Origin of the sequence: Stenotrophomonas sp. Nf1, assembly GCF_003028475.1 — a bacterium.
Taxonomy (GTDB): Bacteria; Pseudomonadota; Gammaproteobacteria; order Xanthomonadales; family Xanthomonadaceae; genus Stenotrophomonas.
On sequence record NZ_PYTV01000013.1, the window covers coordinates 82,240 to 107,593 of the forward strand.

26 protein-coding genes are annotated in these 25,354 nt (G+C 66.8%); 19 read left to right on the plus strand and 7 right to left on the minus strand.

Annotated elements, in window-relative coordinates:
* Nucleotides 1-80 precede the first annotated feature (80 nt).
* The 3 genes from C9412_RS19350 (at nt 81) to C9412_RS19360 (ending at nt 3,646) form a co-directional block, all read left to right on the plus strand.
* Nucleotides 81-1,367 (plus strand): nucleotide sugar dehydrogenase, encoded by a 1,287-nt coding sequence (locus tag C9412_RS19350; RefSeq protein ID WP_107233089.1) that lies wholly within the window; start codon nt 81-83, stop codon nt 1,365-1,367.
* A gap of 55 nt (nt 1,368-1,422) precedes the next feature.
* Nucleotides 1,423-3,045 (plus strand): FMN-binding glutamate synthase family protein, encoded by a 1,623-nt coding sequence (locus tag C9412_RS19355; protein ID WP_107233090.1) that lies wholly within the window; start codon nt 1,423-1,425, stop codon nt 3,043-3,045.
* A gap of 139 nt (nt 3,046-3,184) precedes the next feature.
* On the plus strand, nt 3,185-3,646 hold the full coding sequence (locus C9412_RS19360) for a GNAT family N-acetyltransferase (RefSeq protein WP_107233091.1): 462 nt from the start codon (nt 3,185-3,187) through the stop codon (nt 3,644-3,646).
* Between the two features lie 130 nt (nt 3,647-3,776).
* Here C9412_RS19360 and C9412_RS19365 read toward each other — a convergent pair whose 3' ends face one another.
* Together C9412_RS19365 and C9412_RS19370 are read right to left on the minus strand one after the other, a co-directional pair.
* On the minus strand, nt 3,777-5,024 hold the full coding sequence (locus tag C9412_RS19365) for a TIGR03862 family flavoprotein (protein WP_107233092.1): 1,248 nt from the start codon (nt 5,022-5,024) through the stop codon (nt 3,777-3,779).
* Nucleotides 5,011-5,445, minus strand: a complete 435-nt coding sequence (locus tag C9412_RS19370; protein ID WP_107233093.1) for an FKBP-type peptidyl-prolyl cis-trans isomerase — start codon at nt 5,443-5,445, stop codon at nt 5,011-5,013. The genes C9412_RS19365 and C9412_RS19370 overlap by 14 nt, the downstream gene beginning before the upstream one ends.
* A 70-nt stretch (nt 5,446-5,515) precedes the next feature.
* On the opposite strand from C9412_RS19370, the gene C9412_RS19375 reads away from it, so the two are divergent.
* The 4 genes from C9412_RS19375 (at nt 5,516) to C9412_RS19390 (ending at nt 8,496) form a co-directional block, all read left to right on the plus strand.
* Nucleotides 5,516-5,881 carry a DUF6164 family protein gene (locus tag C9412_RS19375; protein WP_107233094.1) on the plus strand — a complete coding sequence of 122 codons (366 nt, stop codon included), beginning with the start codon at nt 5,516-5,518 and terminating at the stop codon, nt 5,879-5,881.
* Nucleotides 5,882-5,975: 94 nt separating this feature from the next.
* The gene (locus C9412_RS19380) at nt 5,976-6,743 is read left to right on the plus strand and encodes a sulfurtransferase (RefSeq protein ID WP_107233095.1); all 768 of its coding nucleotides are present in this window, start codon (nt 5,976-5,978) and stop codon (nt 6,741-6,743) included.
* Nucleotides 6,744-6,934: 191 nt separating this feature from the next.
* Nucleotides 6,935-7,930 (plus strand): LLM class flavin-dependent oxidoreductase, encoded by a 996-nt coding sequence (locus C9412_RS19385; RefSeq protein WP_107233122.1) that lies wholly within the window; start codon nt 6,935-6,937, stop codon nt 7,928-7,930.
* Between the two features lie 68 nt (nt 7,931-7,998).
* A complete protein-coding gene (locus C9412_RS19390) occupies nt 7,999-8,496 on the plus strand; it encodes a pyridoxamine 5'-phosphate oxidase family protein (RefSeq protein WP_107233096.1) in 498 nt (165 codons plus the stop codon).
* A 130-nt stretch (nt 8,497-8,626) separates the two neighbouring features.
* On the opposite strand, the gene C9412_RS19395 is transcribed toward C9412_RS19390, so the two are convergent.
* Both C9412_RS19395 and C9412_RS19400 read right to left on the minus strand, forming a co-directional pair.
* Nucleotides 8,627-9,286: an exopolysaccharide biosynthesis protein gene (locus C9412_RS19395; protein ID WP_107233097.1), complete on the minus strand. Its 660-nt coding sequence runs from the start codon at nt 9,284-9,286 to the stop codon at nt 8,627-8,629.
* The gene (locus C9412_RS19400) at nt 9,270-10,574 is read right to left on the minus strand and encodes a hemolysin family protein (protein WP_107233098.1); all 1,305 of its coding nucleotides are present in this window, start codon (nt 10,572-10,574) and stop codon (nt 9,270-9,272) included. Before C9412_RS19400 ends, C9412_RS19395 begins: the two co-directional genes overlap by 17 nt.
* 292 nt (nt 10,575-10,866) lie before the next feature.
* Between C9412_RS19400 and C9412_RS19405 the strand changes: the two genes are divergently transcribed.
* The gene (locus C9412_RS19405; RefSeq protein WP_006431321.1) at nt 10,867-11,493 is read left to right on the plus strand and encodes a DUF47 family protein; all 627 of its coding nucleotides are present in this window, start codon (nt 10,867-10,869) and stop codon (nt 11,491-11,493) included.
* Between the two features lie 13 nt (nt 11,494-11,506).
* Nucleotides 11,507-12,628, plus strand: coding sequence for an inorganic phosphate transporter (locus C9412_RS19410; protein WP_057495877.1), 1,122 nt, complete (start codon nt 11,507-11,509; stop codon nt 12,626-12,628).
* A gap of 331 nt (nt 12,629-12,959) precedes the next feature.
* On the opposite strand, the gene C9412_RS19415 is transcribed toward C9412_RS19410, so the two are convergent.
* The 3 genes from C9412_RS19415 to parE form a co-directional block, all read right to left on the minus strand.
* Nucleotides 12,960-14,450: a S10 family peptidase gene (locus C9412_RS19415; RefSeq protein ID WP_107233099.1), complete on the minus strand. Its 1,491-nt coding sequence runs from the start codon at nt 14,448-14,450 to the stop codon at nt 12,960-12,962.
* Nucleotides 14,451-14,560: 110 nt separating this feature from the next.
* Nucleotides 14,561-15,139: a GNAT family protein gene (locus C9412_RS19420; RefSeq protein WP_107233123.1), complete on the minus strand. Its 579-nt coding sequence runs from the start codon at nt 15,137-15,139 to the stop codon at nt 14,561-14,563.
* Between the two features lie 150 nt (nt 15,140-15,289).
* Nucleotides 15,290-17,179: a DNA topoisomerase IV subunit B gene (gene parE, locus C9412_RS19425; RefSeq protein WP_006431439.1), complete on the minus strand. Its 1,890-nt coding sequence runs from the start codon at nt 17,177-17,179 to the stop codon at nt 15,290-15,292.
* Between the two features lie 172 nt (nt 17,180-17,351).
* On the opposite strand from parE, the gene C9412_RS19430 reads away from it, so the two are divergent.
* The 10 genes from C9412_RS19430 to truD all read left to right on the plus strand — a co-directional run bounded on the left by C9412_RS19430 (nt 17,352) and on the right by truD (nt 25,246).
* Nucleotides 17,352-17,585 carry a hypothetical protein gene (locus tag C9412_RS19430; RefSeq protein WP_107233100.1) on the plus strand — a complete coding sequence of 78 codons (234 nt, stop codon included), beginning with the start codon at nt 17,352-17,354 and terminating at the stop codon, nt 17,583-17,585.
* Nucleotides 17,586-17,985: 400 nt separating this feature from the next.
* Complete coding sequence (locus tag C9412_RS19435) at nt 17,986-19,650, plus strand: CTP synthase (RefSeq protein ID WP_057495881.1); 1,665 nt, start codon at nt 17,986-17,988, stop codon at nt 19,648-19,650.
* 89 nt (nt 19,651-19,739) lie between these two features.
* Nucleotides 19,740-20,570: a 3-deoxy-8-phosphooctulonate synthase gene (gene kdsA / locus C9412_RS19440; RefSeq protein ID WP_006431480.1), complete on the plus strand. Its 831-nt coding sequence runs from the start codon at nt 19,740-19,742 to the stop codon at nt 20,568-20,570.
* Complete coding sequence (locus C9412_RS19445; protein WP_107233101.1) at nt 20,567-20,914, plus strand: hypothetical protein; 348 nt, start codon at nt 20,567-20,569, stop codon at nt 20,912-20,914. Before kdsA ends, C9412_RS19445 begins: the two co-directional genes overlap by 4 nt.
* Nucleotides 20,915-21,244, plus strand: a complete 330-nt coding sequence (locus C9412_RS19450; RefSeq protein WP_107233102.1) for a hypothetical protein — start codon at nt 20,915-20,917, stop codon at nt 21,242-21,244.
* Between the two features lie 96 nt (nt 21,245-21,340).
* Nucleotides 21,341-22,633, plus strand: a complete 1,293-nt coding sequence (gene eno / locus C9412_RS19455) for a phosphopyruvate hydratase (RefSeq protein ID WP_107233103.1) — start codon at nt 21,341-21,343, stop codon at nt 22,631-22,633.
* Between the two features lie 4 nt (nt 22,634-22,637).
* On the plus strand, nt 22,638-22,991 hold the full coding sequence (gene ftsB / locus C9412_RS19460; RefSeq protein WP_107233104.1) for a cell division protein FtsB: 354 nt from the start codon (nt 22,638-22,640) through the stop codon (nt 22,989-22,991).
* A complete protein-coding gene (gene ispD / locus C9412_RS19465) occupies nt 22,988-23,686 on the plus strand; it encodes a 2-C-methyl-D-erythritol 4-phosphate cytidylyltransferase (protein WP_107233105.1) in 699 nt (232 codons plus the stop codon). Before ftsB ends, ispD begins: the two co-directional genes overlap by 4 nt.
* Nucleotides 23,687-23,720: 34 nt before the next feature.
* Complete coding sequence (gene ispF, locus C9412_RS19470) at nt 23,721-24,218, plus strand: 2-C-methyl-D-erythritol 2,4-cyclodiphosphate synthase (protein WP_005409005.1); 498 nt, start codon at nt 23,721-23,723, stop codon at nt 24,216-24,218.
* A complete protein-coding gene (truD, locus tag C9412_RS19475) occupies nt 24,215-25,246 on the plus strand; it encodes a tRNA pseudouridine(13) synthase TruD (protein WP_107233106.1) in 1,032 nt (343 codons plus the stop codon). Before ispF ends, truD begins: the two co-directional genes overlap by 4 nt.
* Nucleotides 25,247-25,354: the final 108 nt, after the last annotated feature.

Below are 25,354 nucleotides of genomic sequence, written 5' to 3' on the forward strand. Positions count from 1 at the left end.
GGAGTGGTGCAGCGGATGAGTGTGTTGGTCGGAGCCATGGCAACGCGCGTGCCACCCCGCTGGTTGCGCGCGGTGCTTCGATGAGCGCGCCGCTGGCAGCGGCGGTCGCTCCTCGCTTCGCGGTGATCGGCCTGGGCTATGTCGGCCTGCCGTTGGCGGTGGCCTTCGGCCGGCACTGGCCGACGCTGGGGTTCGACATCGATCCGCAGCGCATCGCCGAACTCGGCCGCGGGCAGGACCATACGCTGGAGATGGAGGCCGATGAGCTGTCCAGCGCGGAGCAGCTGCAGTTTGGCAGCGATGCCGCACAGCTGGACGCGGCCAATGTCTACATCGTCACCGTGCCCACGCCGATCGACGCCTACGAGCAACCCGACCTGGAGCCGTTGCGCTCGGCCTCGCGGCTGATCGCCAGCCACCTGCGCGCCGGCGATCTGGTCATCTACGAATCGACGGTCTACCCCGGCACCACCGAGGAAGTGTGCGTGCCGCTGCTGGAGCAGGGCTCGGGGCTCCGCTTCAACGAGGACTTCTATTGCGGCTACAGCCCGGAACGGGTCAGCCCCGGCGACCGCCAGCGGCGCCTGGCCGATATCCGCAAGATCACCTCCGGTTCGACGCCGGAGGTCGCCGCTGTCATCGATCAGCTGTACCAGCGCATCATCGCTGCCGGTACCTTTCCGGCACCGTCGATGCGGGTGGCCGAGGCGGCCAAGGTGGTCGAGAACATCCAGCGTGACGTCAACATCGCGCTGGTCAACGAGCTGGCCCTGATCTTCGACCGGCTCGGCATCGACACCCAGGACGTGCTGGACGCGGCGGGCAGCAAGTGGAACTTCCTGCCGTTCCGGCCCGGCCTGGTCGGCGGTCACTGCATCGGCGTGGATCCGTACTACCTGCTGCACAAATCGGAGAGCGTGGGCTACCACCCGGACCTGATCCACACCGCACGCCAGGTCAACAACCGTGTCGGCGCCCATGTGGCGGCGCGCGTGTTGGCGATGCTGGCAGAGCGCGGCCGTTCGCCGGCGCAATCGCGCATCCTGGTACTGGGCGTGACGTTCAAGGAAGATTGCCCGGACCTGCGCAACAGCCGCGCGCTGGAACTGGCGCAGCGCCTGGGCGAGGCCGGGGCCGAGGTGGACGTCAGCGACCCCTGGGTGGGCCCGGCGGCGCTGGCGCAGGCCGGTGTGCAGTGGCTGGCCGAACCGGTTTCCGGCCGCTATGACGCGGTGGTGCTGGCGGTGGCGCATGCCCGCTTCAAGGCCATGGATGAAGCAGCCATCCGTGGCCTGCTGGCACCGGGAGGCCTGGTCTACGATGTGAAATCGGCCTGGCCGCGCAACGTGGTTGACGGTCGACTGTAAGCGCGCGCGACGGGCCGCGCGGTAGACTCGGTGGCAGCTGCAATCGAGGAACGCCATGCACCGGTATATCGTCTACCTGCTCGCCATCCTGATGTTTCCTGTCTGCCTGTGGTTGGCCACGTTGTGGCCGGCCTGGTACTGGGGCGTTGGCCTGACCGCCGCCATGGTGGCACTGGGAACCTGGGACCTGCTGCAGAAGCGCAGTACGCTGCGCCGCAACTATCCGGTGATGGCGCACTTCCGCTACGGGCTTGAATCGATCGGCCCGGAGATCCGCCAGTACTTCGTGCAGAGCGATCTGGAAGACGTACCCTTTTCGCGGCAGCAGCGCGCCTTGATCTATCAGCGCGCCAAGAACGAAATGGACACGGTGCCGTTCGGTACCCTGCGCAGTACCTATGCAGTGGATTATGAATGGATCAACCATTCGCTGGCGCCGACCGCCATCGCCAAGCACGACTTCCGCGTGCTGATCGGCGGCAGCTGCGCCAAGCCCTATTCGGCCAGCGTGTTCAACATCTCGGCGATGAGTTTTGGCTCGTTGTCGGCCAATGCGATCCGCGCGCTGAACGAGGGTGCGCGGCGCGGCGGCTTCTATCACGATACCGGCGAGGGCTCGATCTCGCCGTACCACCGTGAAATGGGCGGCGACCTGGTGTGGGAAATCGGCTCGGGCTACTTCGGGTGCCGCGATGAGAAGGGCGGCTTCAGCGAGGAGCGCTTCGTTGCCAACGCCACCCACGACCAGGTCAAGATGATCGAGATCAAGCTCTCGCAGGGCGCCAAGCCGGGCCACGGCGGCGTGCTGCCGGCGCCGAAGGTGACGGCCGAAATCTCGGTGACGCGTGGCGTTCCCATGGGCGTGGACTGCGTGTCGCCGTCGCGGCATTCGGCCTTCTCCACGCCGGTCGAACTGCTGCAGTTCGTGGCCCGCCTGCGTGAGCTGTCTGGCGGCAAGCCGGTCGGTTTCAAGCTGGCCATCGGCCATCCGTGGGAATGGTTCGGCATCGCCAAGGCCATGAACGAAACAGGACTGCTGCCCGACTTCATCGTGGTCGATGGGGCCGAGGGCGGTACGGGTGCAGCGCCGGCCGAGTTTGTCGACCATGTCGGCGTGCCGATGCACGAGGCGCTGTTGCTGGTACACAACACCCTTGTGGGCCTCGACCTGCGCGAGCGCATCCGCATCGGTGCGGCCGGCAAGATCACCAGTGCCTTCGACATCGCGCGCACCATCGCGCTGGGTGCGGACTGGTGCAATGCCGGGCGGGGCTTCATGTTCGCGCTGGGGTGCATCCAGTCGCTCAGCTGCCATACCGACAAGTGCCCGACCGGTATCGCCACCCAGGATCCGGCCCGCTGGAAACACCTGGATGCCCCGGACAAAGCCACCCGCGTGCACAGCTTCCACGAGCACACGCTGCATGCATTGAAGGAGCTGCTGTGTGCGGCGGGGTTGAACGACCCGGCCGAACTGGGGCCCGAGCACATCCTGCGCCGGGTATCGCCGGTGGAGATCCGTTCGCTGGCTTCGCTGTACCGCTATCTGGAGCCTGGCGAACTGCTGCACAAGGTGCCGGACCACGCGGTGTTCCATGCGTTCTGGGCCGACGCACGCATCGATTCGTTCCAACCGCCACCGAAGATCCAGGCCCTGCGCGCCAGCAAGTCGCGATAACGTGTTGTTGTAGCGCCGAGCCCATGCTCGGCTGCCTTTTTGTAGCGTCGAGCTTGCTCGACTGCCTTGCTTGGTAGAGTCGAGCTTGCTCGACTGTTTTTCTCGCAGTCGAGCAAGCTCGACTCTACAAGGAGATGTCATGCAGTTCAGGACCGGCACCCTCGACGATGTGGCTACGCTGTGGGCGCTGCGCACACGCTGCGTGCGTGAGACCTGCAGCAGCCACTATCCGCCGGAGGTCATCGCGCCGTGGTCGGCGTCGCCGCCACCGTCGCAGTACGCGCGCCTGCTGGGGCAGGGCGGTTGCGTGGTAGCCGAGGATGCGCAGGGCGTCCTGCTCGGATTCGGCGTGTTTGACAGCGACGCCAATGAAGTCGATGCGTTGTTCGTCGATCCTGATCGTGGTGGCCAGGGCATTGGCCAGGCGCTGATGCAGCAGTTGCTGGCCATGGCCGATCGCGGGCGTGAGGTGGTGCTGTCGGCCTCGCTCAACGCAGTGCCGTTCTACCAGCGGCAGGGTTTCATCAGCATGCGCGAGGAGAGCTACGCGCATCCCAGCGGCGTCGCGCTGGCGTCAGTGAGCATGCGCCGCCCGTGGTGACGTAGCGTCGAGCTTGCTCGACGGCTCTTGTAGAGTCGAGCCATGCTCGACTCCTTTTGATTCAACCCGAACGCGGGCTCGGCTCTACCGCGTGAAGCAGTCGAGCAAGCTCGACTCTACCGGGCCGGTCCTACCGCCCGGCCAACCACTCGATCACACCGTCGGCCGCACACAGGCCGCTGGCATAGCAGGCGGTCAACAGGTAGCCGCCCGTCGGGGCTTCCCAGTCCAGCATCTCGCCAGCGCAGAACACGCCGGGCAGGGCGCGGAGCATCAGGCCCTCATCCAGCGCCTCCAGGCGCACGCCACCGGCGGTGCTGATCACCTCGGCCATCGGCCGTGGCCGCAGCAGGCGCAGTGGCAATCGCTTGAGCGTGGCGGCGACCGCAGGCAGGTCGTTGCCGGCTTCCTTGCCGAGGATCTCAAATACCAGCGCGGCCTTCACCGCATCCAGGCCCGCCTGGCGGCGCAGGTGTTCGCCGAAGCTGCGCCCCTTGCGCGCGCGCGACAGGTCGGCCAGCAACCGCGCCTCGTCACGGCCGGGCACCAGATCCAGCCACAGCATGGCGTGGCCGTCGCGGTTGATGGTTTCGCGCAGGTCGGCGGCCAGGGCATAGACCAGGCTGCCTTCAATGCCGTAATCGCTGGCCACGCATTCGCCCTGCAGCGACTGCGGCTGGCCGGCCAGGTCGATCCAGTGCGCGACCACCGGTTTCAGTGGAGCGCCGGCATTGCGCTGGGCGAAGAACGGGGTCCAGTCCACGTCGAAGCCGCAGTTGGCCGATTGCAGCGGCGCGATGGCCACGCCGCGCGCCTGCAGGGGCGCGACCCACGCGCCGTCACTGCCCAGCTGCGGCCAGCTGCCGCCACCCATCGCCAGCACCGTGGCATCGGCGTGGACATGGATTTCCTGCGCTTCGGTGGCAAAGCGCAGTGCGCCGTCATCGCTCCAGCCGATCCAGCGGTGGTTGGCATGCAGGCGCACACCCTGTTCCTTCAAGCGGCGCACCCAGCCGCGCAGCAATGGCGCGGCCTTGCGGTCGACCGGAAACACGCGGCCGGAGCTGCCCACATAGGTCTCTACGCCGAATCCGGCGGCCCAGTCGCACAGTGCCTGCGCGTCGAAGCCGTCCAGCCAGTGGCCCACGGCAGTGGCCTGCTCGCGGTAGCGGCTGTCGAACAGCGGGCGCGGATCGGAATGGGTGAGGTTGAGCCCACCCTTGCCGGCGATCAGGAACTTGCGGCCGGGAGAGCCTTTGGCCTCGTACAGATCCACGTCCAGACCGGCCGCGCGCAGGCGCTCGGCCGCGAACAGTCCGGCCGGGCCGCCGCCAACAACGGCAACCCGGCGCGGCGCGGTGGCATTACGGTTTGACATCGAGCAGCTCGACGTCGAACACCAGTGACGAGCCAGCCGGGATCGGGCCGACGCGGCGGTCGCCATAGCCGTAGTCAGGCGGGATCATCAGCGTACGCTTGCCGCCGACCTTCATCCCGGCCACGCCTTCATCCCAGCCGCGGATGACCTGGCCGGCGCCCAGCGCGAAGGTGAACGGTTCGCCACGGCTGACCGAGCTGTCGAAGGTCTTGCCGTGCTTGTTCCCGGTGCGGTTGTCGTAGATCCAGCCGGTGTAGTGCACGGTGACCTTGTTGCCGGCGACGGCTTCAGCGCCGGTGCCGGGAACGGTATCGATGCGCTCGAAGGTGGTCAGGGTGCCACCCGGCGGTGGGCCGGCCGGTTCGCTCGAACAGCCAGCGGCGGTGAGGGACAGCAGCAGGGGAAGCAGCAGGCGGCGCATCGGGCGTCTCCGGAAGGGCGCAGGGCGAGGGCGGCAAGGGTAGCGCATCGGCGCCGGGTATCATGGCGGCATGGCCAAACTCCTGCTCAATCTGCGCAATGTCGGTGACGATGAATATGCCGATGTCTGCACCCTGCTGGACCAGCACGGCATCGCCTGGTACCGCACCGAACCCAGTCCGTGGGGCATTTCCAACGGCGGCCTGTGGCTGCGCGAGGATGCCGATCATCCCCGCGCCAAGGCCCTGATGGCCGACTACCAGGCCGAACGCGGCCCGCGCATCCGTGCCGAGCGCGAGCAGGCGCTGCGCGATGGCACCGCCGAGACCTTCGGCAGCCTGTTGCGGCGGCGCCCGCTGTATGTGGTGCTGGTGCTGCTGGCGATGGTGGCTGCGGCGGCGCTGGTGCTGCTGCCGTTCATGCTGCTGCGCGGGTAAGGGGTCGGATCCCTCTGCTGCGCAGAGGGCGCTGACCCCTGAATTCGTGAACGCGGAATCTGACCCCGGCGCGCTCTGGCGCTAAAATGGCCGGATGATCGCCAACACCGCCGCCTACCATTTCGCCGTCATCGACGCTCCCCAGGCCCTCTGCGACCAGCTGCTGGCGCGTGCCGAGGCGGCGGCGCTGCGCGGTACGATCCTGGTGGCGGGCGAGGGCCTGAACCTGTTCCTGGCCGGCGCGCCGGACGCGATCGATGGGTTCTATTCGACGCTGCGCGAAGACACGCGCTTCGCTGACCTGCGGGTCAAGACCAGCCTCAGCGAACACCAGCCGTTCGCGCGGCTGAAGGCCAAGGTGAAGGACGAGATCATCAGCTTCCGCCGCGACGACGGCCAGCCGTTGGATTATCCGCGTGCACCGGCGGTCGATCCGGCCACCGTGCAGCGCTGGTTGCGCCAGGGCCACGACGATGCCGGCAAACCGGTGGTGATGCTCGATACGCGCAACCTGCAGGAGGTCGAGTACGGCACCTTCAAGGATGCGCTGGTGCTCCCGATCCACAAGTTCACCGACCTGCCCGAGGCGCTGGCGCCGCATCGCGAGGCGCTGAAGGACAGCACCGTGGTCAGCTTCTGCACCGGCGGCATCCGCTGCGAGAAGGCCGCGCTGTGGATGGTCAACGACGGCATGGACAACGTGCTGCAGCTCGATGGCGGCATCCTGGGCTACTTCGAGGAAGTGGGTGGGGAAGGCTATGAAGGCCGTTGCTTCGTGTTCGATGAGCGTGTGGCGCTGGATGCGGAGCTGAAGCCGATGGTGGACCAGCCGTTGCCTGAGCCGCGCCCCAGCGCGTTCTGACGCTTCCGCGGTAGAGCCGGCCGCTGGCCGGCTGCCAGGACACTTTGCCTGCCGGCCAGCGGCCGGCACTACCGGATCAAGGCCTGCGGGTGCTGAGCCCGTCCCACGGGAATCAGCATCCTGCCACCGTCACTGGCCGCCACGCCTGGCCGACCCCATGGAAGGAGGATCCTGTGACGGAAACCCGCCTGATGATCCCGTTGTCGATCCTTGACCTGGCCCCGGTCTGCGAGGGCAGTGACACCACTGCCGCCTTTGCCAACATGCTGGAACTGGCCCAGCACGCCGACGCGCTGGGCTATCGCCGCTACTGGCTGGCCGAACACCACAACATGCCCGGCATCGCCAGTGCGGCCACCGCCGTGCTGATCGGCCATGTGGCCGGAGGCACGAAGCGCATCCGTGTTGGTGCCGGCGGCATCATGCTGCCCAACCATGCACCGCTGCAGGTGGCCGAGCAGTTCGGCACGCTGGCCTCGCTGTATCCGGACCGCATCGACCTCGGCCTGGGCCGCGCGCCGGGCACCGACCAGCCTACTGCGCGCGCACTGCGCCGCTACTTCGACAGCGCCGACCAGTTCCCGCAGGACGTGCGCGAACTGCTGCACTACTTCGAACCGGTGCAGCCTGGCCAGGCCGTGCAGGCTGTTCCCGGTGGCGGCCTGCGCGTACCGACGTGGATTCTCGGTTCCAGTCTGTTCGGCGCGCGCATGGCCGCGTCGATGGGCCTGCCGTACGCGTTCGCCTCGCACTTTGCACCTGATGCAATGGACGAAGCGCTGGCGGTGTACCGCCGCGAGTTCCGCCCCTCGGCCACGTTGAAGCAACCGCATGCGATGCTGGCCCTGAACGTGGTGGCCAGTGACAGCGAGGCGGAGTCGCGCCGCCTGTTCACCAGCCAGCAGCAGAGTTTCGTCAACCTGCGCCGTGGCCGTCCGGGCAAGATTCCGGCACCGGTCGATGACATTGAAACCTTCTGGGAGCCGCACGAGAAGCTGGGTGTGGAACGGGCGCTGGCCTGCACCGTACTCGGCGATCCGCAGCAGGTCGCTGAGGGCATCGCCGCCTTTGTTGAACGCCACAAGCCCGACGAGCTGATGCTGACTGCCAACCTGTTTGACCACCGCGCGCGCCTGCGTTCGTTTGAACTGGCCATGCACGCCTGGCATGCCCGCCACGCGGGCTGAACAATTGCGTCACGGTCCATTGCGCTCAATGCGCGTCTGATGGGGGCCCCACACCGATGGAGCCCCCCATGGCCGACACCCGCGCCGAACACATCGCCCTGCTGGCCGAGCTGATCCAGGACGTGGAGGTGGCGATGTTCACCACCACCGGCGTTGATGGCCGCCTTTACAGCCGGCCATTGGCCACCCAGCAGGTCACCTTCGACGGTGAGCTGTGGTTCGTCATCACCGCCGACAGCCCTAAAGTGGCCGAGATCGCGCTCGATCCGCAGGTGAATGTGGCGTATGCCTCGCCGTCGAAGAACACCTATGTGTCGGTGGCAGGACGTGCATGCGTGGTCGATGACCGCGCAAAGATCGAAGAGCTGTGGTCGCCGGTGATGAAGCTGTTCTTCCCCGGAGGCAAGGATGACCCCAATCTTCGCCTGATCCACGTGCGTGCGGATTCGGCCGAGTACTGGGATGGCCCGGGCACGCTGCTGGGCAAGGCGCTGACGTTCGTGTTGTCGGCGGTGCAGGACGAGCCAGCGGCGTTGGCCGACAACGGGTTCATTGATCTGCGGTGATCGTTGCATCCACGCATGGCGTGGATCTACTGCATCACGTCGCGCGCGGTGGGTTGGGTAATGCCGGCCGCTGGCCGGCAATCCCGGAAACGTGGCAGCCGGCCAGCGGCCGGCTCTACCGGGTTCCGGTTCAGAACCAGCGCTGGAACAGATCCACCGTGTAGCCCACCAGCTGCCCCGAACTGAAGCCGAAGAAGGTGATCGCCGCCAGCGCAGCGATCCAGTTGAACAGCATCAGCGCGCCATCACGTTCCAGCAGCGCCAGAGAGAACAGCAGCAGCTGGAAGCCGAACAGGAAGTTGGTGAATGGAATCGGCAGCGACAGCAGGATGCCCAGCAGCACCAGCAGCAGGCCGGTGAAGGCGTGCGCCGGCAGCGGTGTCAGCAGCTGCGGCAGGCGTGGCTTCAGCATCCGGTCCAGGCGCCGCAACGGCCGGTCGATGCGGTCAAGGAAGCGATGCATGGTGCCGCGCTTCGGTCCGCGCCGGGCGATGAAGCCGGGCAGCCATGGGCGGCGCAGGCAGCACAGCATCTGCAGCCCGATCAGGATCACCAGCGGGCCGCTGACCGCGCCGCCCATGCCCGGAATCGGAATGAACGAGGGCAGGATGGCCACGAACAGGAACACGCCGAACGCGCTCTGCTGCAGGTTGCGCAGGATCTGGCCGAGCGGCATGTGCTCGGCCGGGTCGCCGGAGGCGAACATCTCCAGCAGCGTGCGGATGCCCTCGTTGCGATAGGCCGGGCGGTCGTCGCCCGTGCCCGGGTCGGCCTCAGGCGGTGAGCTCATCGGCCTGCTCGTCGGACAACGTACGCAGCAGCAGCTTGTCCACGCGCGCGCCGTCCAGGTCGACGATCTCGAAGCGCCAGCCGGCCCAGTCGAAGTATTCACCGGCGTGCGGGATGCGGCCGAAATAGTGGATGCACATGCCGGCCAGCGTGTAGTAGTCGCCGTCCTCGGCATCGGGCAGGTCATTGCTGCCGATCAGCTCGCGCAGGTCTTCGATCGGCAGCGAACCGTCCACCAGCAGCGAGCCGTCCTCGCGGGTCACCACCAGTGCGTCCTCGTCGGCGTTCTCAACGGCCTGCAGGCGGCCGACCACCGCGCCCATCAGGTCGCTGATGGTCACCAGGCCCTGGATTTCGCCGTACTCGTCCACCACCAGTGCCATCGACTGCTGTTCTTCGCGGAAGATCTCCAGCAGCTTCATCGCGTGGGTCGATTCGGAGACATACAACGCTTCGCGCAGGGTCTGGAACAGGGCGTTGTCACCGCGCGCCATGCGCGTGGCCAGTGATTTCAGCTCCAGCACACCGACCACGTCCTGGTCGTTGTCGCGGTACACCGGATAGCGCGAGAACTCATGCTCGGCCATGATTTCCAGGTTGCGCTCCAACCCGGCCTGGGTATCGAGCCAGGCGATGCGGTTGCGCGGGGTCATCAGGCTGTCGGCGGTGCGGTCGCCCAGGCGCATGACGCGGTTCATCATGTCGCGCTCATGGGCGTCGATCACGCCGGCCTCGTGGCTCTCGGCCACCAGCATGCGGATCTCTTCTTCGGTCACCTGGGCGGCCTCGTCCTTGCCCAGGCCGAGAATCTTCAGTACCAGCTGGGTGGTCTTGGACAGCAGCCAGACAAACGGCAGGGCCAGCTTGGCCAGCCAGCTCATCGGCATGGCCACCAGTCCGGCAATGGCCTCCGAACGGGTCAGCGCAAGGCGCTTGGGCACCAGTTCGCCAAAGATGAGCGTGATGAAGGTGATCAGGCTGACCGCCAGTACCGTGCCGATCTTGCCGGCATAGGCGAAACCGGGCATCAGGCCCTGGATCCAGCCGGCAAAGGCGTCGCCCAGCGCTTCACCGCCGAGATAGCCGGTCAGCACGCCGATCACGGTGATGCCGATCTGCACGGTGGACAGGAAGCTCTCCGGCTTCTCCGACAGCTCCAGCGCCTTGGCGGCGCGCTTGGAGGTGGCGGCCATCTGCTTCAGGCGGCTCTTGCGCGAGGTCATGACCGACATCTCGGACATGGCGAAGAAGCCGTTCAGCAGAACAAGCGCGAAGACAATCAGGATCATTTCAAACACGGGCGTCGTCCCCGGTTGGTGGCAGGGAGGGCGGGTGCTGGCGATGGCGGCAGGCGCTCAGGAACGGGGTCCGGCGCGGCGCAGGGGGATAAGGGTCGTCGTCCATAAGGTGCGCCCGAAGGCGCGCTGGCATCTTAGCAAAGGGGCATGGCCGGGTGGCAACCGCCTGTTCAGGTTGGGGGTCTCGAGGCCCGGGAAGGGGGCGGGGATACCCGAGATGGTCATCTAGCCGTCATAATTCCGTCTGGTGCCGTCCTTCCCGCGACGGCTGACAGGTTTCTCAATGTTCTCTCTGCAGACCATTTTCGGTTCCGGCAAACAGTTCTACACCCTGCTTGATGAGGCTGCCGTGGCGGCCTCCGACGCCGCCAAGGCGCTGCATTCCATGCTGCGTGAGGCTGACCGCCAGCCCGCGCTGGACGCCTTCAAGCTGGCCCGCCTGCGCGAACGCGCGGCCTCGGACAAGATCAGCCAGGCGCTGGTGGACAGCTTCATGACCCCGATCGAGCGCGAAGACATCGAAGCGCTGGGCTCGGCCCTGTACAAGATTCCCAAGCAGATCGAGAAGTTCGCCGATCGCTATTCGCTGGCCACGACCCACCTGGAGCACATCGACTTCGCGCCGCGCGCGGCGATGCTGGAGCAGGCGGCCAGCGTGGTGGTGGAGATGGTGGCCGATCTGCGCCACATGAACCTGGACCGGATGACCGCGCTGAACGAGAAGCTGCGCTCGCTGGAGAACGAGGCCGACCGCCTGATGCTCGAGCTGTACCGCGACATCTATTCCGGCCGCCTGGACAACCTGCAGATGTTCCTGTTGAAGGAATTCTTCGAGATCCTGGAAAAGGCCATCGACCGTTGCCGCGAGGCCGGCGTGGTGGCGTACCAGATCGTGTTGAAGAACAGCTGACGGACGCCGCCGCATGTTGACCCTTGTCCTGGTGGTGATCCTGGCCGCGCTCGTCTTCGAGTTCATCAACGGCTTCCACGACACCGCCAACTCCATTGCCACCGTGGTCGCGACCAAGGTGCTCTCGCCCGGCTGGGCGGTGATGCTGGCCGCCTTCATGAACCTGATCGGTGCGCTGACCGGTACGGCCGTCGCCCTGACCATCGCCTCCGGCCTGCTCAACACCAACGTGGTCGATGTCACCCCGCAGGTGATCCTGTGCGCGCTGCTGGGCGGCATCATCTGGAACCTGATCACCTGGTGGAAGGGCCTGCCGTCGTCCTCCTCGCACGCGCTGATCGGTGGCCTCTGCGGCGCCGGCCTGGCCGCCGCCCACAACAACTGGGACGCGCTGATCTGGTCCGAGCGCCTGGGCAACTGGGCGCAGAACAAGGGCCTGCTGTGGAAGGTGTTCGTGCCGATGATCACCTCGCCGATCGCCGGTTTCCTGCTGGGCATCGTGGTGATGGTGCTGCTGTGGGCGCTGATCGCTGGCCTGGCCAAGGTTGGCGGTGCCATCGGCCGCCTGGCCCGTCCGCGCATCGTCAACGCCTTCTTCGGCAAGGCGCAGATCGCCTCGGCGGCCTACATGGGCTTTGCCCACGGCCACAACGACGCGCAGAAGACCATGGGCATCATCGCCATGACCCTGATCGGCGCTGAAGCCACCGGCGCGCTGGACAACCTGCCGTCGTGGCTGGCCTTCATGCACCCGGATGCGCATGCCGGTGATGGCATCGCGATGTGGATCGTGCTGACCTGTGCGGTGGTGATGGCTGCCGGTACCGCATCCGGCGGCTGGAAGATCATCAAGACCCTGGGCCACAAGATGGTCAAGCTGCACCCGATCCACGGCTTCGCCGCGGAGACCAGCTCGGCCACCATCCTGACCCTGGCCGCCCACTTCGGCATGCCGGTCTCGACCACGCACAGCATCTCCACCGCCATCATGGGCGTTGGCTTTGCCAAGAACCCGCGTTCGCTGAAGTTCGGCGTGATCGAGCGCATCATCTGGGCCTGGATCCTGACCATTCCCGCTGCCGGCGGCTGTGCGTACCTGATCCTGAAGCTGTTCGAGCTGTTCGGCTGGACCTGATGCCCGCAGCCTGGGGGGCAGAGCCCTTTCCCTGCGGGAAAAGGATCTGACCCCGGAAAAGAAAAAGCCCGCCGGATTCCGGCGGGCTTTTTCGTGGGGAAAACATTATTTCTGCACCCATCGTGTCGACCAAGGTCGACACCTACCAGAGCAGAACCAGGGTCAGAGCCCGTTGCCAAGCAACGGGATCCGACCCCGTGCCGACCAACGGTCGGCACCCACCAATAGCAGCAGGAACCTGTCAGCAGCAGGAACCTCGCCAGCCCTCAGGAAGCCAGCTTTTGCCGTTGCCGTCAGGGGGTGCCGGGCCGCAGGCCCGGCCGGAACCCCCTCAGTTGCGCTGGAACAGCGCCTGCACATCCTTGCGGAATGCGGCCTGGCTGTCGGCGCGGCTGTAGAACATGTGGCCGCCCGGGTAGCTGCGCACCTGCACCCGGTCCGGGTTGCTGCCCATTGCCGGCATCTGGTCCACGGTCAGGATCGAACCCATGAACGGGCAGGACAGGTCATTCCAGCCGTGCACAATCAGCACCTGCAGATGCGGATCGATCGCCACCGCCTGGCGCAGCTGGGTCACCGCGCCCTGGCGCAGTTCGCCATTGCGGTCCCACAGCCGGTTCACCTCGTAATTCAGCGCCTGGTAACGCGCATCCACCTTCCAGCCGACCACGCGCGTCACGAAGTCGACCATCGCGGTGGTGGTCGGCGCGATGATGCTGTCCAGCAACGGATCATTGGCGCGCTGTTCCGGATCGTTCGGGAACGGATCGAACGCGGTCACGTTGGAGTCGTAACGGCTGCCGAGCGTGCCCTTGTCGCGGAATACTTCGCGCAGGTAGGCCTGGGTCTCCAGGCGGCCGCCGGCACGGCGCACGAACTGCGGGTCCAGCCCGGTCAGTTCGGTCACCCGGCGCAGCATCGCCTCGGTGGCCTGCGGGTCGCTGCGGCCCTTCATCAGTGCGGTGGCGTAGTCGCCACGGGTGTATTCGACCACCTCGCGCATCGCCGCATCGGTCAGCTTGCCCTGACGCTCCAGGTGCGCTGCGGCGATCGATGGCAGCGTCTGCATCCAGGCCATCGGCGAGACGTCGGCGTTGTCTTCCAGCGTCGGGCTCAGGTAGGGCGAGACCAGCACCAGGCCGTTCATCGCCACGCCCAGCCGGGTCTGCAGGAAGTGGGTGATGCGCGGGCCGCGATAGCCGCCATAGCTCTCACCGGTCAGGTACTTGCGCGAGGCCATGCGCTGGTTGCGCAGCAGCCAGTCGTAGATCGAGCGCGACAGGTATTCAATATCGGCGCCGGGGTTGTACAGCTGCTTCTTCGCTTCGTCGTCGCCGATGCGAGCGCGGCTGAAGCCGGTGCCGACCGGGTCGATGAACACCAGGTCGGTGAAGTCCAGCCAGGTGCCCGGGTTGTCGTGCAGGGTGGCCGGCGCCGAGGCGCTGTCTCCCTCCGAACCGAAGGTCACCACCTTCGGCCCGATCGCGCCCATGTTGAGGTAGACCGACGACGCGCCGGGGCCACCGTTGAGTGCGAACGTCACTGGCCGGTCCTTGCCCGGCATCGTGTAGGCGGTGAACACCACATCGGCAATCACCTTGCCCGACGCATCGCGTACCGGCAGGGTGCCGACGGTGGCGGTGTAGTCGAGGGTGCGCCCGGCCAGACGCATGCTCTGGCGGGCCGAGGCGTCGGCCGGCAATGTGGGAGCTTCGCTGGTGTCGCCTTTCGAATCAGGCTGGGCGGCGGGCGCGGCCAGCACGCTGGCAGGGGCGATGAGCAGGCCAACGCAGAGCGCGGCAGTGTGCAGCAGGGACTTCATGGCACCGGATCGGCAGCGGAAGGGGATTCCGATGCTAGGCCGCCCGGGTCCTGCGACGAATGTGTCCAAAGGCATGCCCGCGCGCACTGGCCGGTTGTGGCCAGATTGGGTCAAGCGGGCAGGGCGGCTGCCGCCGTGTCGTTGGCCAGCAGGCCATACACGGCCGAGTCCGAGAGTTCGCCCTGGATGCGCCAGCGCTGGCGCAGGATGCCTTCGCGGTGGAAGCCGAGGCGTTCCAGCACATGTGCGGAAGGCGCATTGCGCGGATCGATCTCGGCTTCGATCCGGTGCAGGTGCAGGGTGCCGAACAGGTAGGCCAGCACCTGCTGCAGGGCTTCGTGCATGTAGCCCTGGCCCTGGCGGTCGGGCGCCAGCAGGTAGCCGATCTCGGCGCGTGCGGCGTCGCGATCGACGGCGAACACCACGCAGATGCCCAGCAACGGGCCGTCCAGGGTTTCGCGCACGGCCAGCTTGAGCTGGGTGCCGATGGCATGGGCGGCCAGGTCGTCGTCGATCTGTTCGCGGGCCTCGGCCGGTCGGGTCCAGGCCGGATGGTTCCACCAGCGCATCACGTCCGGATCGGACTGCAGCGCGAACAGCGCGGCAGCGTCGTCACGGCGGATCGGGCTGAGGACCAGCCGCGCACTGTGCAGCGGCAGGCCGGGGAACAACTGCGAGTGGCTGGCCAATACGGTGGTCCACACGGAGGGACGCGCATTATGGCGCCGCCGGGTTTGCCGATGGCGGCGGATGGGGCCGGCCGCCCGAACCGGTAGTGCCGGCCGCTGGCCGGCAGTCGAGGTTGCCGGCCAGCGGCCGGCACTACCATGGATCCAGGGTCAGACTTCCAGTGAGGCCAGGTCGCCCTTGGTTTCCAGCCAGCCCTTGCGGTCCGAAGCGCGCTTCTTGGCCAGCAGCATGTCCATCAGCGAGCGGGTCTGCTCGCCGTCGTCCACGGTCAGCTGCACCAGGCGGCGTGTATCCGGGTGGATGGTGGATTCACGCAGCTGCGGCGGGTTCATCTCGCCCAGGCCCTTGAAGCGGGTCACGTTGATCGCGCCCTTGATCTTCTCGCGTTCGATCTTGTCCAGCATCGAGCGCTTTTCTTCCTCGTCCAGGGCGTAGAACACCTGCTTGCCCACGTCGATGCGGAACAGCGGCGGCATCGCCACGAACACATGGCCGGCATCGACCAGCGCCGGGAAGTGCTTCAGGAACAGCGCGGTCAGCAGGGTGGCGATATGCAGGCCGTCGGAGTCGGCGTCGGCCAGGATGATGACCTTGCCGTAACGCAGTCCGCTGATGTCATCCTTGCCCGGGTCGCAGCCGATGGCGATGGCCAGGTTGTGCACTTCTTCCGAGGCCAGCACGCTGTTGGACGACACTTCCCAGGTGTTCAGGATCTTGCCGCGCAGCGGCATGATGGCCTGGAAATCCTTGTCGCGCGCCTGCTTGGCGCTGCCGCCTGCCGAGTCACCTTCCACCAGGAACAGCTCGGTGCGCGACAGGTCCTGGCTGATGCAGTCGGCCAGCTTGCCAGGCAGGGCCGGGCCCTGGGTGACCTTCTTGCGGACGACCAGCTTCTCGGTCTTCAGGCGCGCGCTGGCGCGCTCGATGGCGATCTGCGCGATCTTCTCGCCCAGCTCCACGTTCTGGTTCAGCAGCAGGCTGAAGGCATCATGCGCGGCGCCTTCGACGAAACCGGCGGCCTGGCGCGAGGACAGGCGTTCCTTGGTCTGGCCGCTGAACTGCGGGTCGGTCATCTTCAGTGACAGCACGAACGACACGCGGTCCCAGACATCTTCCGGGGCCAGCTTGACGCCGCGCGGCAGCAGGTTGCGGAAGTCGCAGAACTCGCGCAGCGCTTCGGTCAGGCCGGTACGCAGGCCGTTGACGTGGGTGCCGTGCTGCGCGGTGGGAATCAGGTTGACGTAGCTTTCCTGCACCAGTTCACCTTCCGGCAGCCAGGCCACGGCCCAGTCCACCACCTCGGTGTCCTTCTTCAGGTTGCCCACGAACAGGTCGGCCGGCAGCGATTCGCGCTCGCCCAGCTCCAGCTTCAGGTAATCGCGCAGGCCGTCTTCGTAGTACCAGGTATCGACTTCACCGGTGGCTTCGTCGGTCAGCTTGACGGTCAGGCCCGGGCACAGCACCGCCTTGGCGCGCAGCAGGTGCTTGAGCGCACGCACCGCAAACTTCGGCGTGTCGAAATACTTCGGGTCCGGCCAGAAGCGCACGCGGGTACCGGTGTTCTTCTTGCCGACGCTGCCGACCACTTCCAGCGGGGTGGCGCGGTCGCCGTTGCGGAAGGTGATGCGGTGTTCGGCGCCTTCGCGCTTGATGTGCACTTCCACCAGGGTCGACAGCGCGTTGACCACGCTGACGCCGACGCCGTGCAGGCCGCCGGAGAAGGTGTAGTTGTTGTTGCTGAACTTGCCGCCGGCATGCAGGCGGGTGAGGATCAGCTCGACGCCCGGAATCTTCTCCTCCGGATGGATGTCCACCGGCATGCCGCGGCCGTCATCGCTGACCTCCACGCTGCCGTCCTTGTACAGGGTGATCTCGATCGAACGGGCGTGGCCGGCGAGGGCCTCGTCCACCGAGTTGTCGATCACTTCCTGCGCCAGGTGGTTCGGGCGCGCGGTGTCGGTATACATGCCGGGACGGCGCTTGACCGGGTCAAGGCCGGACAGGACTTCAATATCGGCGGCGTTATAGCGGGCGTTCATCTATCTTCTAAAGCGCGGAGCGACGCGCAAGTGTGCGGTCTGTGCGGCGAATTTGCACGCCTGCGGTTCAGCCTCGGCGGCGGGGAGGGGGTAAAATGGCAGCCGCTGGAATCTGAACGCCGGCGACCCCCATCGGGTCGAAACGTCCAAGCCATACCGCGAGGAGGACCTCATGAAGAAGTTGCTGACCATTGCGATCCTGGCCGCTGCCGCCGTTGCAGTGCCGCTGGTGCTGGCGCAGAACGCCGGCCAGCCGGCTCCGCAGCAGGGTGCCCAGGCCGACAAGGCCCAGGCCGAGGCGGACGCCAAGGCCAAGCGCCGTGCCCAGGCCAATGCCGAAATGAAGGCGCAGGGCCAGCCGGCCCCGCAGCAGGAAGAGGAAGAAGAGGCAAGGAAGAAGAAGTAACGCTTCCGCCCTCTGAAGCCCTTGCCGCAAGGGATTCGCCCCCCGACGCCCCGCTCAGCGGGGCGTTTGTTTTGGCTGATGATCGCAACTGCCCCTTGGGTTGGCGGCCATCAATCTGTAAACTATGGCTTTCCGGGAGTAAGTGCGTGTCCACCCTTTGCGAATGGGCTGGCACGGCCAAGCGTGGCCGCCAGCAATGCGGGTCGCAGGTGACGGTCGATGTGACCGGCACGGCCGCCCCGACCTCGCACGGTGGTCCCCGTCCGGCGCCTGCCGCCGCACGGCCCAGCACCTCCCTCGCTGCCCCAGCGAACCGGAAAACCCCCTTCAAGCCCCATGTCCGCCCACCGGGCGCGCGTGGTGCTGCCGTTTTCCATTTCCAGACAGGATGCTTGCAGCCATGACTCCCTTGATTTTCGTAACCGGCGGCGTGGTGTCCTCGCTCGGCAAAGGCATTGCCGCCGCGTCACTGGCCGCTATTCTCGAAGCCCGTGGCCTGAAGGTCACGATGATGAAGCTCGACCCGTACATCAACGTCGACCCGGGCACCATGAGCCCGTTCCAGCACGGTGAGGTCTACGTCACCGACGACGGCGCCGAGACCGACCTCGACCTGGGCCATTACGAGCGCTTCGTGCGCACCCGCCTGAGCCGCAAGAACTCGGTCACCACCGGTCGCATCTACGAGAACGTGATCCGCAAGGAGCGCCGCGGCGACTACCTGGGCGCGACCGTGCAGGTCATTCCGCACATCACCGACGAAATCCGCCGCTGCATCGACGAAGCCACCGAAGGCTACGACGTGGCCCTGGTCGAGATCGGTGGCACCGTCGGCGACATCGAGTCGCTGCCGTTCCTGGAGGCGATCCGCCAGGTACGCACCGAGCGCGGCCCGGAAAAGGCGCTGTTCATGCACCTCACCCTGGTGCCGTACATTGGTGCGGCCGGTGAGCTGAAGACCAAGCCGACCCAGCATTCGGTGAAGGAACTGCGCTCGATCGGCATCCAGCCCGACGTGCTGCTGTGCCGCTCGGAGCAGGCCGTGCCGGATTCGGAGCGCCGCAAGATCGCCCAGTTCACCAACGTCTCCGAGCGCGCGGTGATCAGCGTGCCGGACGTGGACGTGCTGTACCGCATCCCGTCGGGCCTGCACGCGCAGGGTCTGGACGAGATCGTGGTGAACCAGCTGAAGCTGGCCGACAAGGCCGGCCCGGTCGACCTGTCGATGTGGGAGGACGCAGTCGACGCGACCCTGCATCCGCTGGACGAAGTGACCATTGCCGTGGTCGGCAAGTATGTCGACCACCAGGACGCCTACAAGTCGGTGGGCGAGGCGCTCAAGCACGGCGGCCTGCGCCAGCGCACCAAGGTCAACCTGAAGTGGCTGGAAGCACAGGACCTGGAAGGCACCGACATGGCCGCGCTGGCCGATGTCGACGGCATCCTGGTGCCGGGCGGCTTCGGTGACCGTGGTTTCGAAGGCAAGGTGCTGACCTCGAAGTTCGCCCGCGAGCAGCAGGTGCCGTACTTCGGCATCTGCTACGGCATGCAGGCGGCGGTGGTCGATTACGCACGCAACGTGGTCGGACTGGAAGGCGCCAACAGCACCGAGAACGACCGCCAGTCGCCGAACCCGGTGATCGGCCTGATCACCGAGTGGCGCACCGCCAGCGGCGATGTCGAGAAGCGTGACGACAAGAGCGACCTCGGCGGCACCATGCGCCTGGGCCTGCAGGAACAGCGTCTGAAGCCGGGCACGCTGGCCCGCGAGCTGTACGGCAAGGACGTGGTTGCCGAGCGTCACCGCCACCGCTACGAGTTCAACAACCGCTACCGCACCCAGCTGGAAGACGCGGGCCTGGTGATCGCCGGCAAGTCGATGGACGACACCCTGGTGGAAGTGGTGGAACTGCCGCGTGATGCGCACCCGTGGTTCCTGGCCTGCCAGGCGCATCCGGAATTCCTGTCCACGCCGCGTGACGGCCACCCGCTGTTCATCGGTTTCATCCGTGCAGCGCGTGAGCGCAAGGCGGGCGGCAAGCTGCTTTCCGAAGTGCGCGCCTGACTTGTGAATGGGGGCTCCGGCCCCCATCCTGCATGCTTCAACCCCCAGCGCACCGGCCCGGCCGGTGCTGCGGACAACAAGGAAACGCCATGAAACTGTGTGGATTCGAGGTCGGGCTGGACCAGCCCCTGTTCCTGATCGCCGGCCCCTGCGTGATCGAGTCGATGCAGCTGCAGCTCGATACCGCCGGCAAGCTGAAGGAGATCACCGACAGGCTCGGCGTCAACTTCATCTTCAAGTCCAGCTTCGACAAGGCCAACCGCACCTCGGGCACCGCCTTCCGCGGCCCGGGCATGGAAGAGGGCCTGAAGGTCCTGGCCGAAGTGAAGAAGCAGATCGGCGTGCCGGTGTTGACCGACGTCCATGAATACACCCCGATGGACGAAGTGGCCTCGGTGGTGGACGTGCTGCAGACCCCGGCGTTCCTGGTCCGCCAGACCGACTTCATCCGCAAGGTGTGCTCGGCCGGCAAGCCGGTCAACATCAAGAAGGGCCAGTTCCTGGCGCCGTGGGACATGAAGCCGGTGGTGGAGAAGGCCAAGGCCACCGGCAATGAGCAGATCATGGTCTGCGAGCGCGGTGCCAGCTTCGGCTACAACAACCTGGTCAGCGACATGCGTTCGCTGGCAGTGATGCGCGACACCGGCTGCCCGGTGGTGTTCGATGCCACCCATTCGGTGCAGCTGCCGGGCGGGCAGGGCACCAGCTCGGGCGGCCAGCGCGAACACGTGCCGGTGCTGGCCCGTGCCGCGGTGGCGGTGGGCATCTCCGGCCTGTTCGCCGAGACCCATCCGGATCCGTCCAAGGCGCTGTCCGATGGCCCCAATGCGTGGCCGCTGGACCAGATGGAAGCCCTGCTCGAGACCCTGATGGAACTCGACGCGGTGACCAAGAAGCACGGCTTCTCGCGCTTCGCGTGAGTCGTGACCCGTGGCAGGCGCTGGAAAACCAGCGTCGCCGCCGGCACTGGAGGCAGTGGCCCTGGGGCGTGATTGCGCTGGGCCTGGCGGTGCTGTTCACCGTGGGCCTGTTCGGACTGGTGCTGATCGGCGCCGCGTCCGTGCGGCCACCGGGTGATGGGGGCAGCGGACTCAATCTGCGCGCGTATTTCATTGCGCTGCTGGTGGCCGAGCTGCTCGGCGCCGTGGGCTGCGTCGCTGCCGCTGTGTTGGCCTGGCGCCTGAATCGCGGCAAGGTGATGGCTGGCCTGGCGATCATCCTGCTTTCGCTCTGGTTCGGTGTCCTGTTCTACGGGCTGCTCTGAATGAATGCGACCCTGGCAACCCGTGATCGGCCCTGGGGCCTGATCGCGCTGGTGCTGGCTGTTGTTTCCTGGGCCGGCCTGGTGGCAGCCGTATTCGCCTTCGCCGCCAGTTTCGGCTCGCCCGGTGATGGCAACCATGGCGTGCAGGCCATGCAGTACTGGATTCTGGCTGCACTGGCCATGCTGGTGCTGTCCTTCGTTGGCAGCCTGGTGGCGATGGTGATGGCCTGGCGTCGCCGCCGCGGCGGCCTGTTGGCCGCCATCGCCGGTGGCCTGCTGGTGGTGATGATGTCGTTGATCCTGATGGTGATCGGGGCCAGTCTGGCCTGACGGCGCCCGCGCCATTTGGCAAGTGGCGGGCAGCCGGGGATAATCACGCGGCATTCGTTTTGTCGCCCCCTCTCCATACAGGTAACCGGCCCGACCATGAGTACGATCCGCAGCATCCACGCCCGTGAAATCCTCGACAGCCGTGGCAACCCCACGCTGGAAGCCGAAGTCATCCTGGAGGACGGTTCGTTCGGTCGCGCCGCGGTTCCCTCCGGCGCCTCGACCGGCACCAAGGAAGCGGTCGAGCTGCGTGACGGCGACAAGACCCGTTACCTGGGCAAGGGCGTGCGCAAGGCCGTCGACAACGTCAACACCACCATCGCCGCCGCGCTGAAGGGCTTCGAGGCCACCGACCAGGCCGGCCTCGACCGTCGCCTGATCGACCTGGACGGCACCGAGAACAAGGGCCGCCTGGGCGCCAACGCGCTGCTGGGTGTTTCGATGGCTGCCGCGCATGCCGCCGCCGCATCGAACAAGCAGGCACTGTGGCAGTACCTGGCCGCCAAGACCGGCGTGACCCCGTCGCTGCCGGTGCCGATGATGAACATCATCAACGGCGGTGCGCATGCCGACAACAACGTCGACTTCCAGGAGTTCATGGTGCTGCCGGTGGGCTTCACCTCGTTCTCCGAAGCGCTGCGTGCCGGCACCGAAATCTTCCATTCGCTGAAGTCGGTGCTGAAGGGCCACGGCCTGAGCACGGCCGTTGGCGACGAAGGCGGCTTCGCACCGGACTTCCGCAGCAACGTCGAAGCGCTGGACACCATCCTCGAAGCGATCGGCAAGGCCGGCTACACCGCCGGTGAAGACGTGCTGCTGGGCCTGGACGTGGCCTCCAGCGAGTTCTTCGAGAATGGCAAGTACAACCTGGTCGGCGAGAACAAGCGCCTGACCTCCGAACAGTTCGTCGACTTCCTCGCCGACTGGGCCGCGCAGTACCCGATCATCACCATTGAGGACGGCCTGGCCGAGAACGACTGGGCCGGCTGGAAGCTGCTGACCGATCGCATCGGCAAGAAGGTGCAGCTGGTCGGCGATGACCTGTTCGTGACCAACCCGAAGATCTTCCAGGAAGGCATCGACTCGGGCACCGCCAACGCGATCCTGATCAAGGTCAACCAGATCGGCACCCTGAGCGAAACCCTGGAAGCGATCGCCATGGCCGACCGTGCCGGCTACGCCGCCGTGGTCTCGCACCGTTCGGGCGAAACCGAAGACACCACCATCGCCGACATTTCGGTGGCCACCACCGCCACCCAGATCAAGACCGGCTCGCTGTGCCGCAGCGATCGCGTGGCCAAGTACAACCAGCTGCTGCGCATCGAGGAAGCCCTCGGCGCCGGCGCGCGTTACGCCGGTCGTGACGCGTTCGTTTCGCTGAAGCGCTGAGCCGATGCGCGACTGGCGCTGGATGCTGCTGGTGCTGGCCCTGCTGCTGGGCTGGCTGCAGTATCGCTTCTGGTTCGGCCCGGGCAATTCGGGCGAAGTGATGATGCTCGAAGCCCAGGTCGCCAACCAGGAGCGGGACAATGAGGGCCTGCAGCAGCGCAACGATGCGTTGGCTGCGGAAGTGAAGGACCTCAAGGAAGGCCAGTCCGCCATCGAGGAACGCGCACGCAGTGAGCTGGGCATGATCAAGCCCGGCGAGAAGTTCTACCGCGTGGTCGAGGATGCGCCGGTCCCTCCGGCGCAGCCCGCTGCGGGCGTCAGTGCCCAGGCCGGCGAACATCCGGCGGACGTGCCATGAGCGCGGCGATCTGGGTGGTGGTTCCGGCCGCCGGTCGTGGCGCGCGGTTTGGTGCGCCGTTGCCCAAACAGTACCTGCAGGCGGGTGGACAGATCCTGCTTGCCCACACCCTGGATGCGCTGCTCGCGCACCCGGCCGTGGCCGGGGCGATGGTGGTGATCGGCCAGGACGATGCCGATTGGCCGGGCTGGAATGAATGGGCCGGCAAACCGGTGTTGACCTGCACCGGCGGCGCGACCCGTGCCGCCTCGGTGCTGGCCGGTCTACAGGCGCTGCCGGACTCGGTGCGGGCCGATGAATTCGTGCTGGTCCACGATGCGGCGCGGCCGAACCTGTCGCCGACCGATCTGGGCCGTCTGCTCGAAGTGGGGCGTGCCGATCCGGTCGGTGCGATCCTGGCCGCACCCGTGCGCGACACGCTCAAGCGTGCGGGTGACGACGGTGGCATCGATGCCACCGAGCCGCGCGAACGCCTGTGGCGCGCACTGACGCCGCAGCTGTTCCGTCGCCACCAGCTCAGCCGCGCACTGGCCGAGGCGGCCGCCGCCGGCGTCGAAGTGACCGACGAGGCGATGGCGATGGAGCGCCAGGGCCAGCGCCCGCTGCTGGTGGAAGGCAGCGAGGACAACTTCAAGGTCACCACCCCGGCCGATCTGGACCGGTTTGAATTCGTACTTTCCCGCCGCGCCAGCTGATTGCCCGCGCGGCCCTGCTGCAAGGGTTGCATCCATGAGCACCGCACCGTTCCCGCCCGTCCGCATCGGCCAGGGTTATGACGTCCATGCCTTCGGTGAAGGCGACCACATCATGCTTGGCGGGGTGAACGTCCCGCACAGCTGCGGCGTGCTCGCGCACAGCGACGGCGACGTGATCCTGCATGCGCTGTGCGATGCGATGCTTGGCGCGCTGGCGCTGGGCGACATCGGCCAGCATTTCCCGCCGAGCGACGACCGCTGGAAGGGCGCCGACAGCAGCGACTTCGTGCGTCACTGCGACAGCCTGCTGCGCGAGCGCGGCTGGCGTGTCGGCAACACCGACATCACCGTGATCTGCGAGCGTCCCAAGGTCGGTCCGCATGCACTGGCGATGCGCGAGCGCATCGGCGGTCTGCTGCAGCTGCCGCTGGATGCGGTCAGCGTCAAGGCCACCACCTCGGAGAAGCTGGGTTTCACCGGCCGTGGTGAAGGCATCGCCGCACAGGCCGTCGTGCTGCTGGTGGCGGCATGATCCCGGTACCGCTCGCGTTCGGTACGCCGTTGCTGACGGCACGCATCCGCACCACGCCCGACGATTTCCAGGTGGACGAACTGCCGGCCTTCGAGGCCAGCGGCGAAGGCGAGCACCTGCTGCTGCACATCCGCAAGCGCGGCGCCAACACCGTGCACGTAGCCAAGCTGCTGGCCAAGTGGGCGGGTCTGCCGGAAATGGCGGTCAGCTACGCCGGCATGAAAGACCGCCACGCGGTCACCACCCAGCGCTTCAGCGTGCACCTGCCCAAGCGCGTCGCGCCGGATCTGGCCGAACTGGCCAGTGACGAGATCGAGGTGATCGAGTCCACCTGGCACAACCGCAAGCTGCAGCGCGGCGCATTGGCCGGCAACCGATTCAAGCTGGTGCTGCGCGAGGTGCGGGGCGATGCCGTTGCGATCAGCGAGCGCCTGCAGCAGATTGCCGGGCGCGGCCTGCCGAACTGGTTCGGCGAGCAGCGCTTTGGCCGCGACGGCGGCAACGTACCGGCGGCACTGGCGATGTTCGGTGGCCGGCGCATGCGCAAGGATCAGCGTTCGCTGTTGTTGTCGGCGGCGCGTTCGGCGCTGTTCAACCGCGTGCTGGCCGCGCGCGTGGAGCAGGGCAACTGGGATCAGCCACTGGACGGCGAGGTGTGGATGCTCGACGGCAGCCGTAGCGTGTTCGGCCCCGAGCCGTACACCGACGTGCTGGCCGAGCGCCTGGCGCGGTTCGACATCCATCCCAGCGCACCGCTATGGGGCGAGGGCGAACTGCGCAGCGCCGATGCGGCACGCGAGCTGGAGCTGGCCGCGCTGGACGACGAGGAGTCGAAGGCATTGCGGGCTGGCCTGGAAGACGCGCGCCTGAAGCAGGAGCGCCGCGCGTTGCGCCTGCGCCCGGCGCTGTTGCAGCACCAGTGGCTGGCCGACGACGTGCTGGAGCTGTCGTTCGCACTGCCGCCGGGTTGCTACGCCACCGCCGTACTGCACGAGCTCGGCCCGGTCGAAGACGCCTCGCAGGCCTGAGCAGAAGAAAGGGGGGCGGAGGCGAAAAGCATCCACGCATGGCGTGGATCTACCATCTCTCCGCCCACAGTAGATCCACGCCATGCGTGGATGAGTCAGTAGATCCAC

Bases quoted from the DNA above. Each gene is read 5' to 3' on its own strand.
- C9412_RS19350 (WP_107233089.1), top strand. From the start codon at position 81: ATGAGCGCGCCGCTGGCAGCGGCGGTCGCTCCTCGCTTCGCGGTGATC.
- C9412_RS19355 (WP_107233090.1), top strand. From the start codon at position 1,423: ATGCACCGGTATATCGTCTACCTGCTCGCCATCCTGATGTTTCCTGTC.
- C9412_RS19360 (WP_107233091.1), top strand. From the start codon at position 3,185: ATGCAGTTCAGGACCGGCACCCTCGACGATGTGGCTACGCTGTGGGCG.
- C9412_RS19365 (WP_107233092.1), bottom strand. From the start codon at position 5,024: ATGTCAAACCGTAATGCCACCGCGCCGCGCCGGGTTGCCGTTGTTGGC.
- C9412_RS19370 (WP_107233093.1), bottom strand. From the start codon at position 5,445: ATGCGCCGCCTGCTGCTTCCCCTGCTGCTGTCCCTCACCGCCGCTGGC.
- C9412_RS19375 (WP_107233094.1), top strand. From the start codon at position 5,516: ATGGCCAAACTCCTGCTCAATCTGCGCAATGTCGGTGACGATGAATAT.
- C9412_RS19380 (WP_107233095.1), top strand. From the start codon at position 5,976: ATGATCGCCAACACCGCCGCCTACCATTTCGCCGTCATCGACGCTCCC.
- C9412_RS19385 (WP_107233122.1), top strand. From the start codon at position 6,935: ATGATCCCGTTGTCGATCCTTGACCTGGCCCCGGTCTGCGAGGGCAGT.
- C9412_RS19390 (WP_107233096.1), top strand. From the start codon at position 7,999: ATGGCCGACACCCGCGCCGAACACATCGCCCTGCTGGCCGAGCTGATC.
- C9412_RS19395 (WP_107233097.1), bottom strand. From the start codon at position 9,286: ATGAGCTCACCGCCTGAGGCCGACCCGGGCACGGGCGACGACCGCCCG.
- C9412_RS19400 (WP_107233098.1), bottom strand. From the start codon at position 10,574: ATGATCCTGATTGTCTTCGCGCTTGTTCTGCTGAACGGCTTCTTCGCC.
- C9412_RS19405 (WP_006431321.1), top strand. From the start codon at position 10,867: ATGTTCTCTCTGCAGACCATTTTCGGTTCCGGCAAACAGTTCTACACC.
- C9412_RS19410 (WP_057495877.1), top strand. From the start codon at position 11,507: ATGTTGACCCTTGTCCTGGTGGTGATCCTGGCCGCGCTCGTCTTCGAG.
- C9412_RS19415 (WP_107233099.1), bottom strand. From the start codon at position 14,450: ATGAAGTCCCTGCTGCACACTGCCGCGCTCTGCGTTGGCCTGCTCATC.
- parE (WP_006431439.1), bottom strand. From the start codon at position 17,179: ATGAACGCCCGCTATAACGCCGCCGATATTGAAGTCCTGTCCGGCCTT.
- C9412_RS19430 (WP_107233100.1), top strand. From the start codon at position 17,352: ATGAAGAAGTTGCTGACCATTGCGATCCTGGCCGCTGCCGCCGTTGCA.
- C9412_RS19435 (WP_057495881.1), top strand. From the start codon at position 17,986: ATGACTCCCTTGATTTTCGTAACCGGCGGCGTGGTGTCCTCGCTCGGC.
- kdsA (WP_006431480.1), top strand. From the start codon at position 19,740: ATGAAACTGTGTGGATTCGAGGTCGGGCTGGACCAGCCCCTGTTCCTG.
- C9412_RS19450 (WP_107233102.1), top strand. From the start codon at position 20,915: ATGAATGCGACCCTGGCAACCCGTGATCGGCCCTGGGGCCTGATCGCG.
- eno (WP_107233103.1), top strand. From the start codon at position 21,341: ATGAGTACGATCCGCAGCATCCACGCCCGTGAAATCCTCGACAGCCGT.
- ftsB (WP_107233104.1), top strand. From the start codon at position 22,638: ATGCGCGACTGGCGCTGGATGCTGCTGGTGCTGGCCCTGCTGCTGGGC.
- ispD (WP_107233105.1), top strand. From the start codon at position 22,988: ATGAGCGCGGCGATCTGGGTGGTGGTTCCGGCCGCCGGTCGTGGCGCG.
- ispF (WP_005409005.1), top strand. From the start codon at position 23,721: ATGAGCACCGCACCGTTCCCGCCCGTCCGCATCGGCCAGGGTTATGAC.
- truD (WP_107233106.1), top strand. From the start codon at position 24,215: ATGATCCCGGTACCGCTCGCGTTCGGTACGCCGTTGCTGACGGCACGC.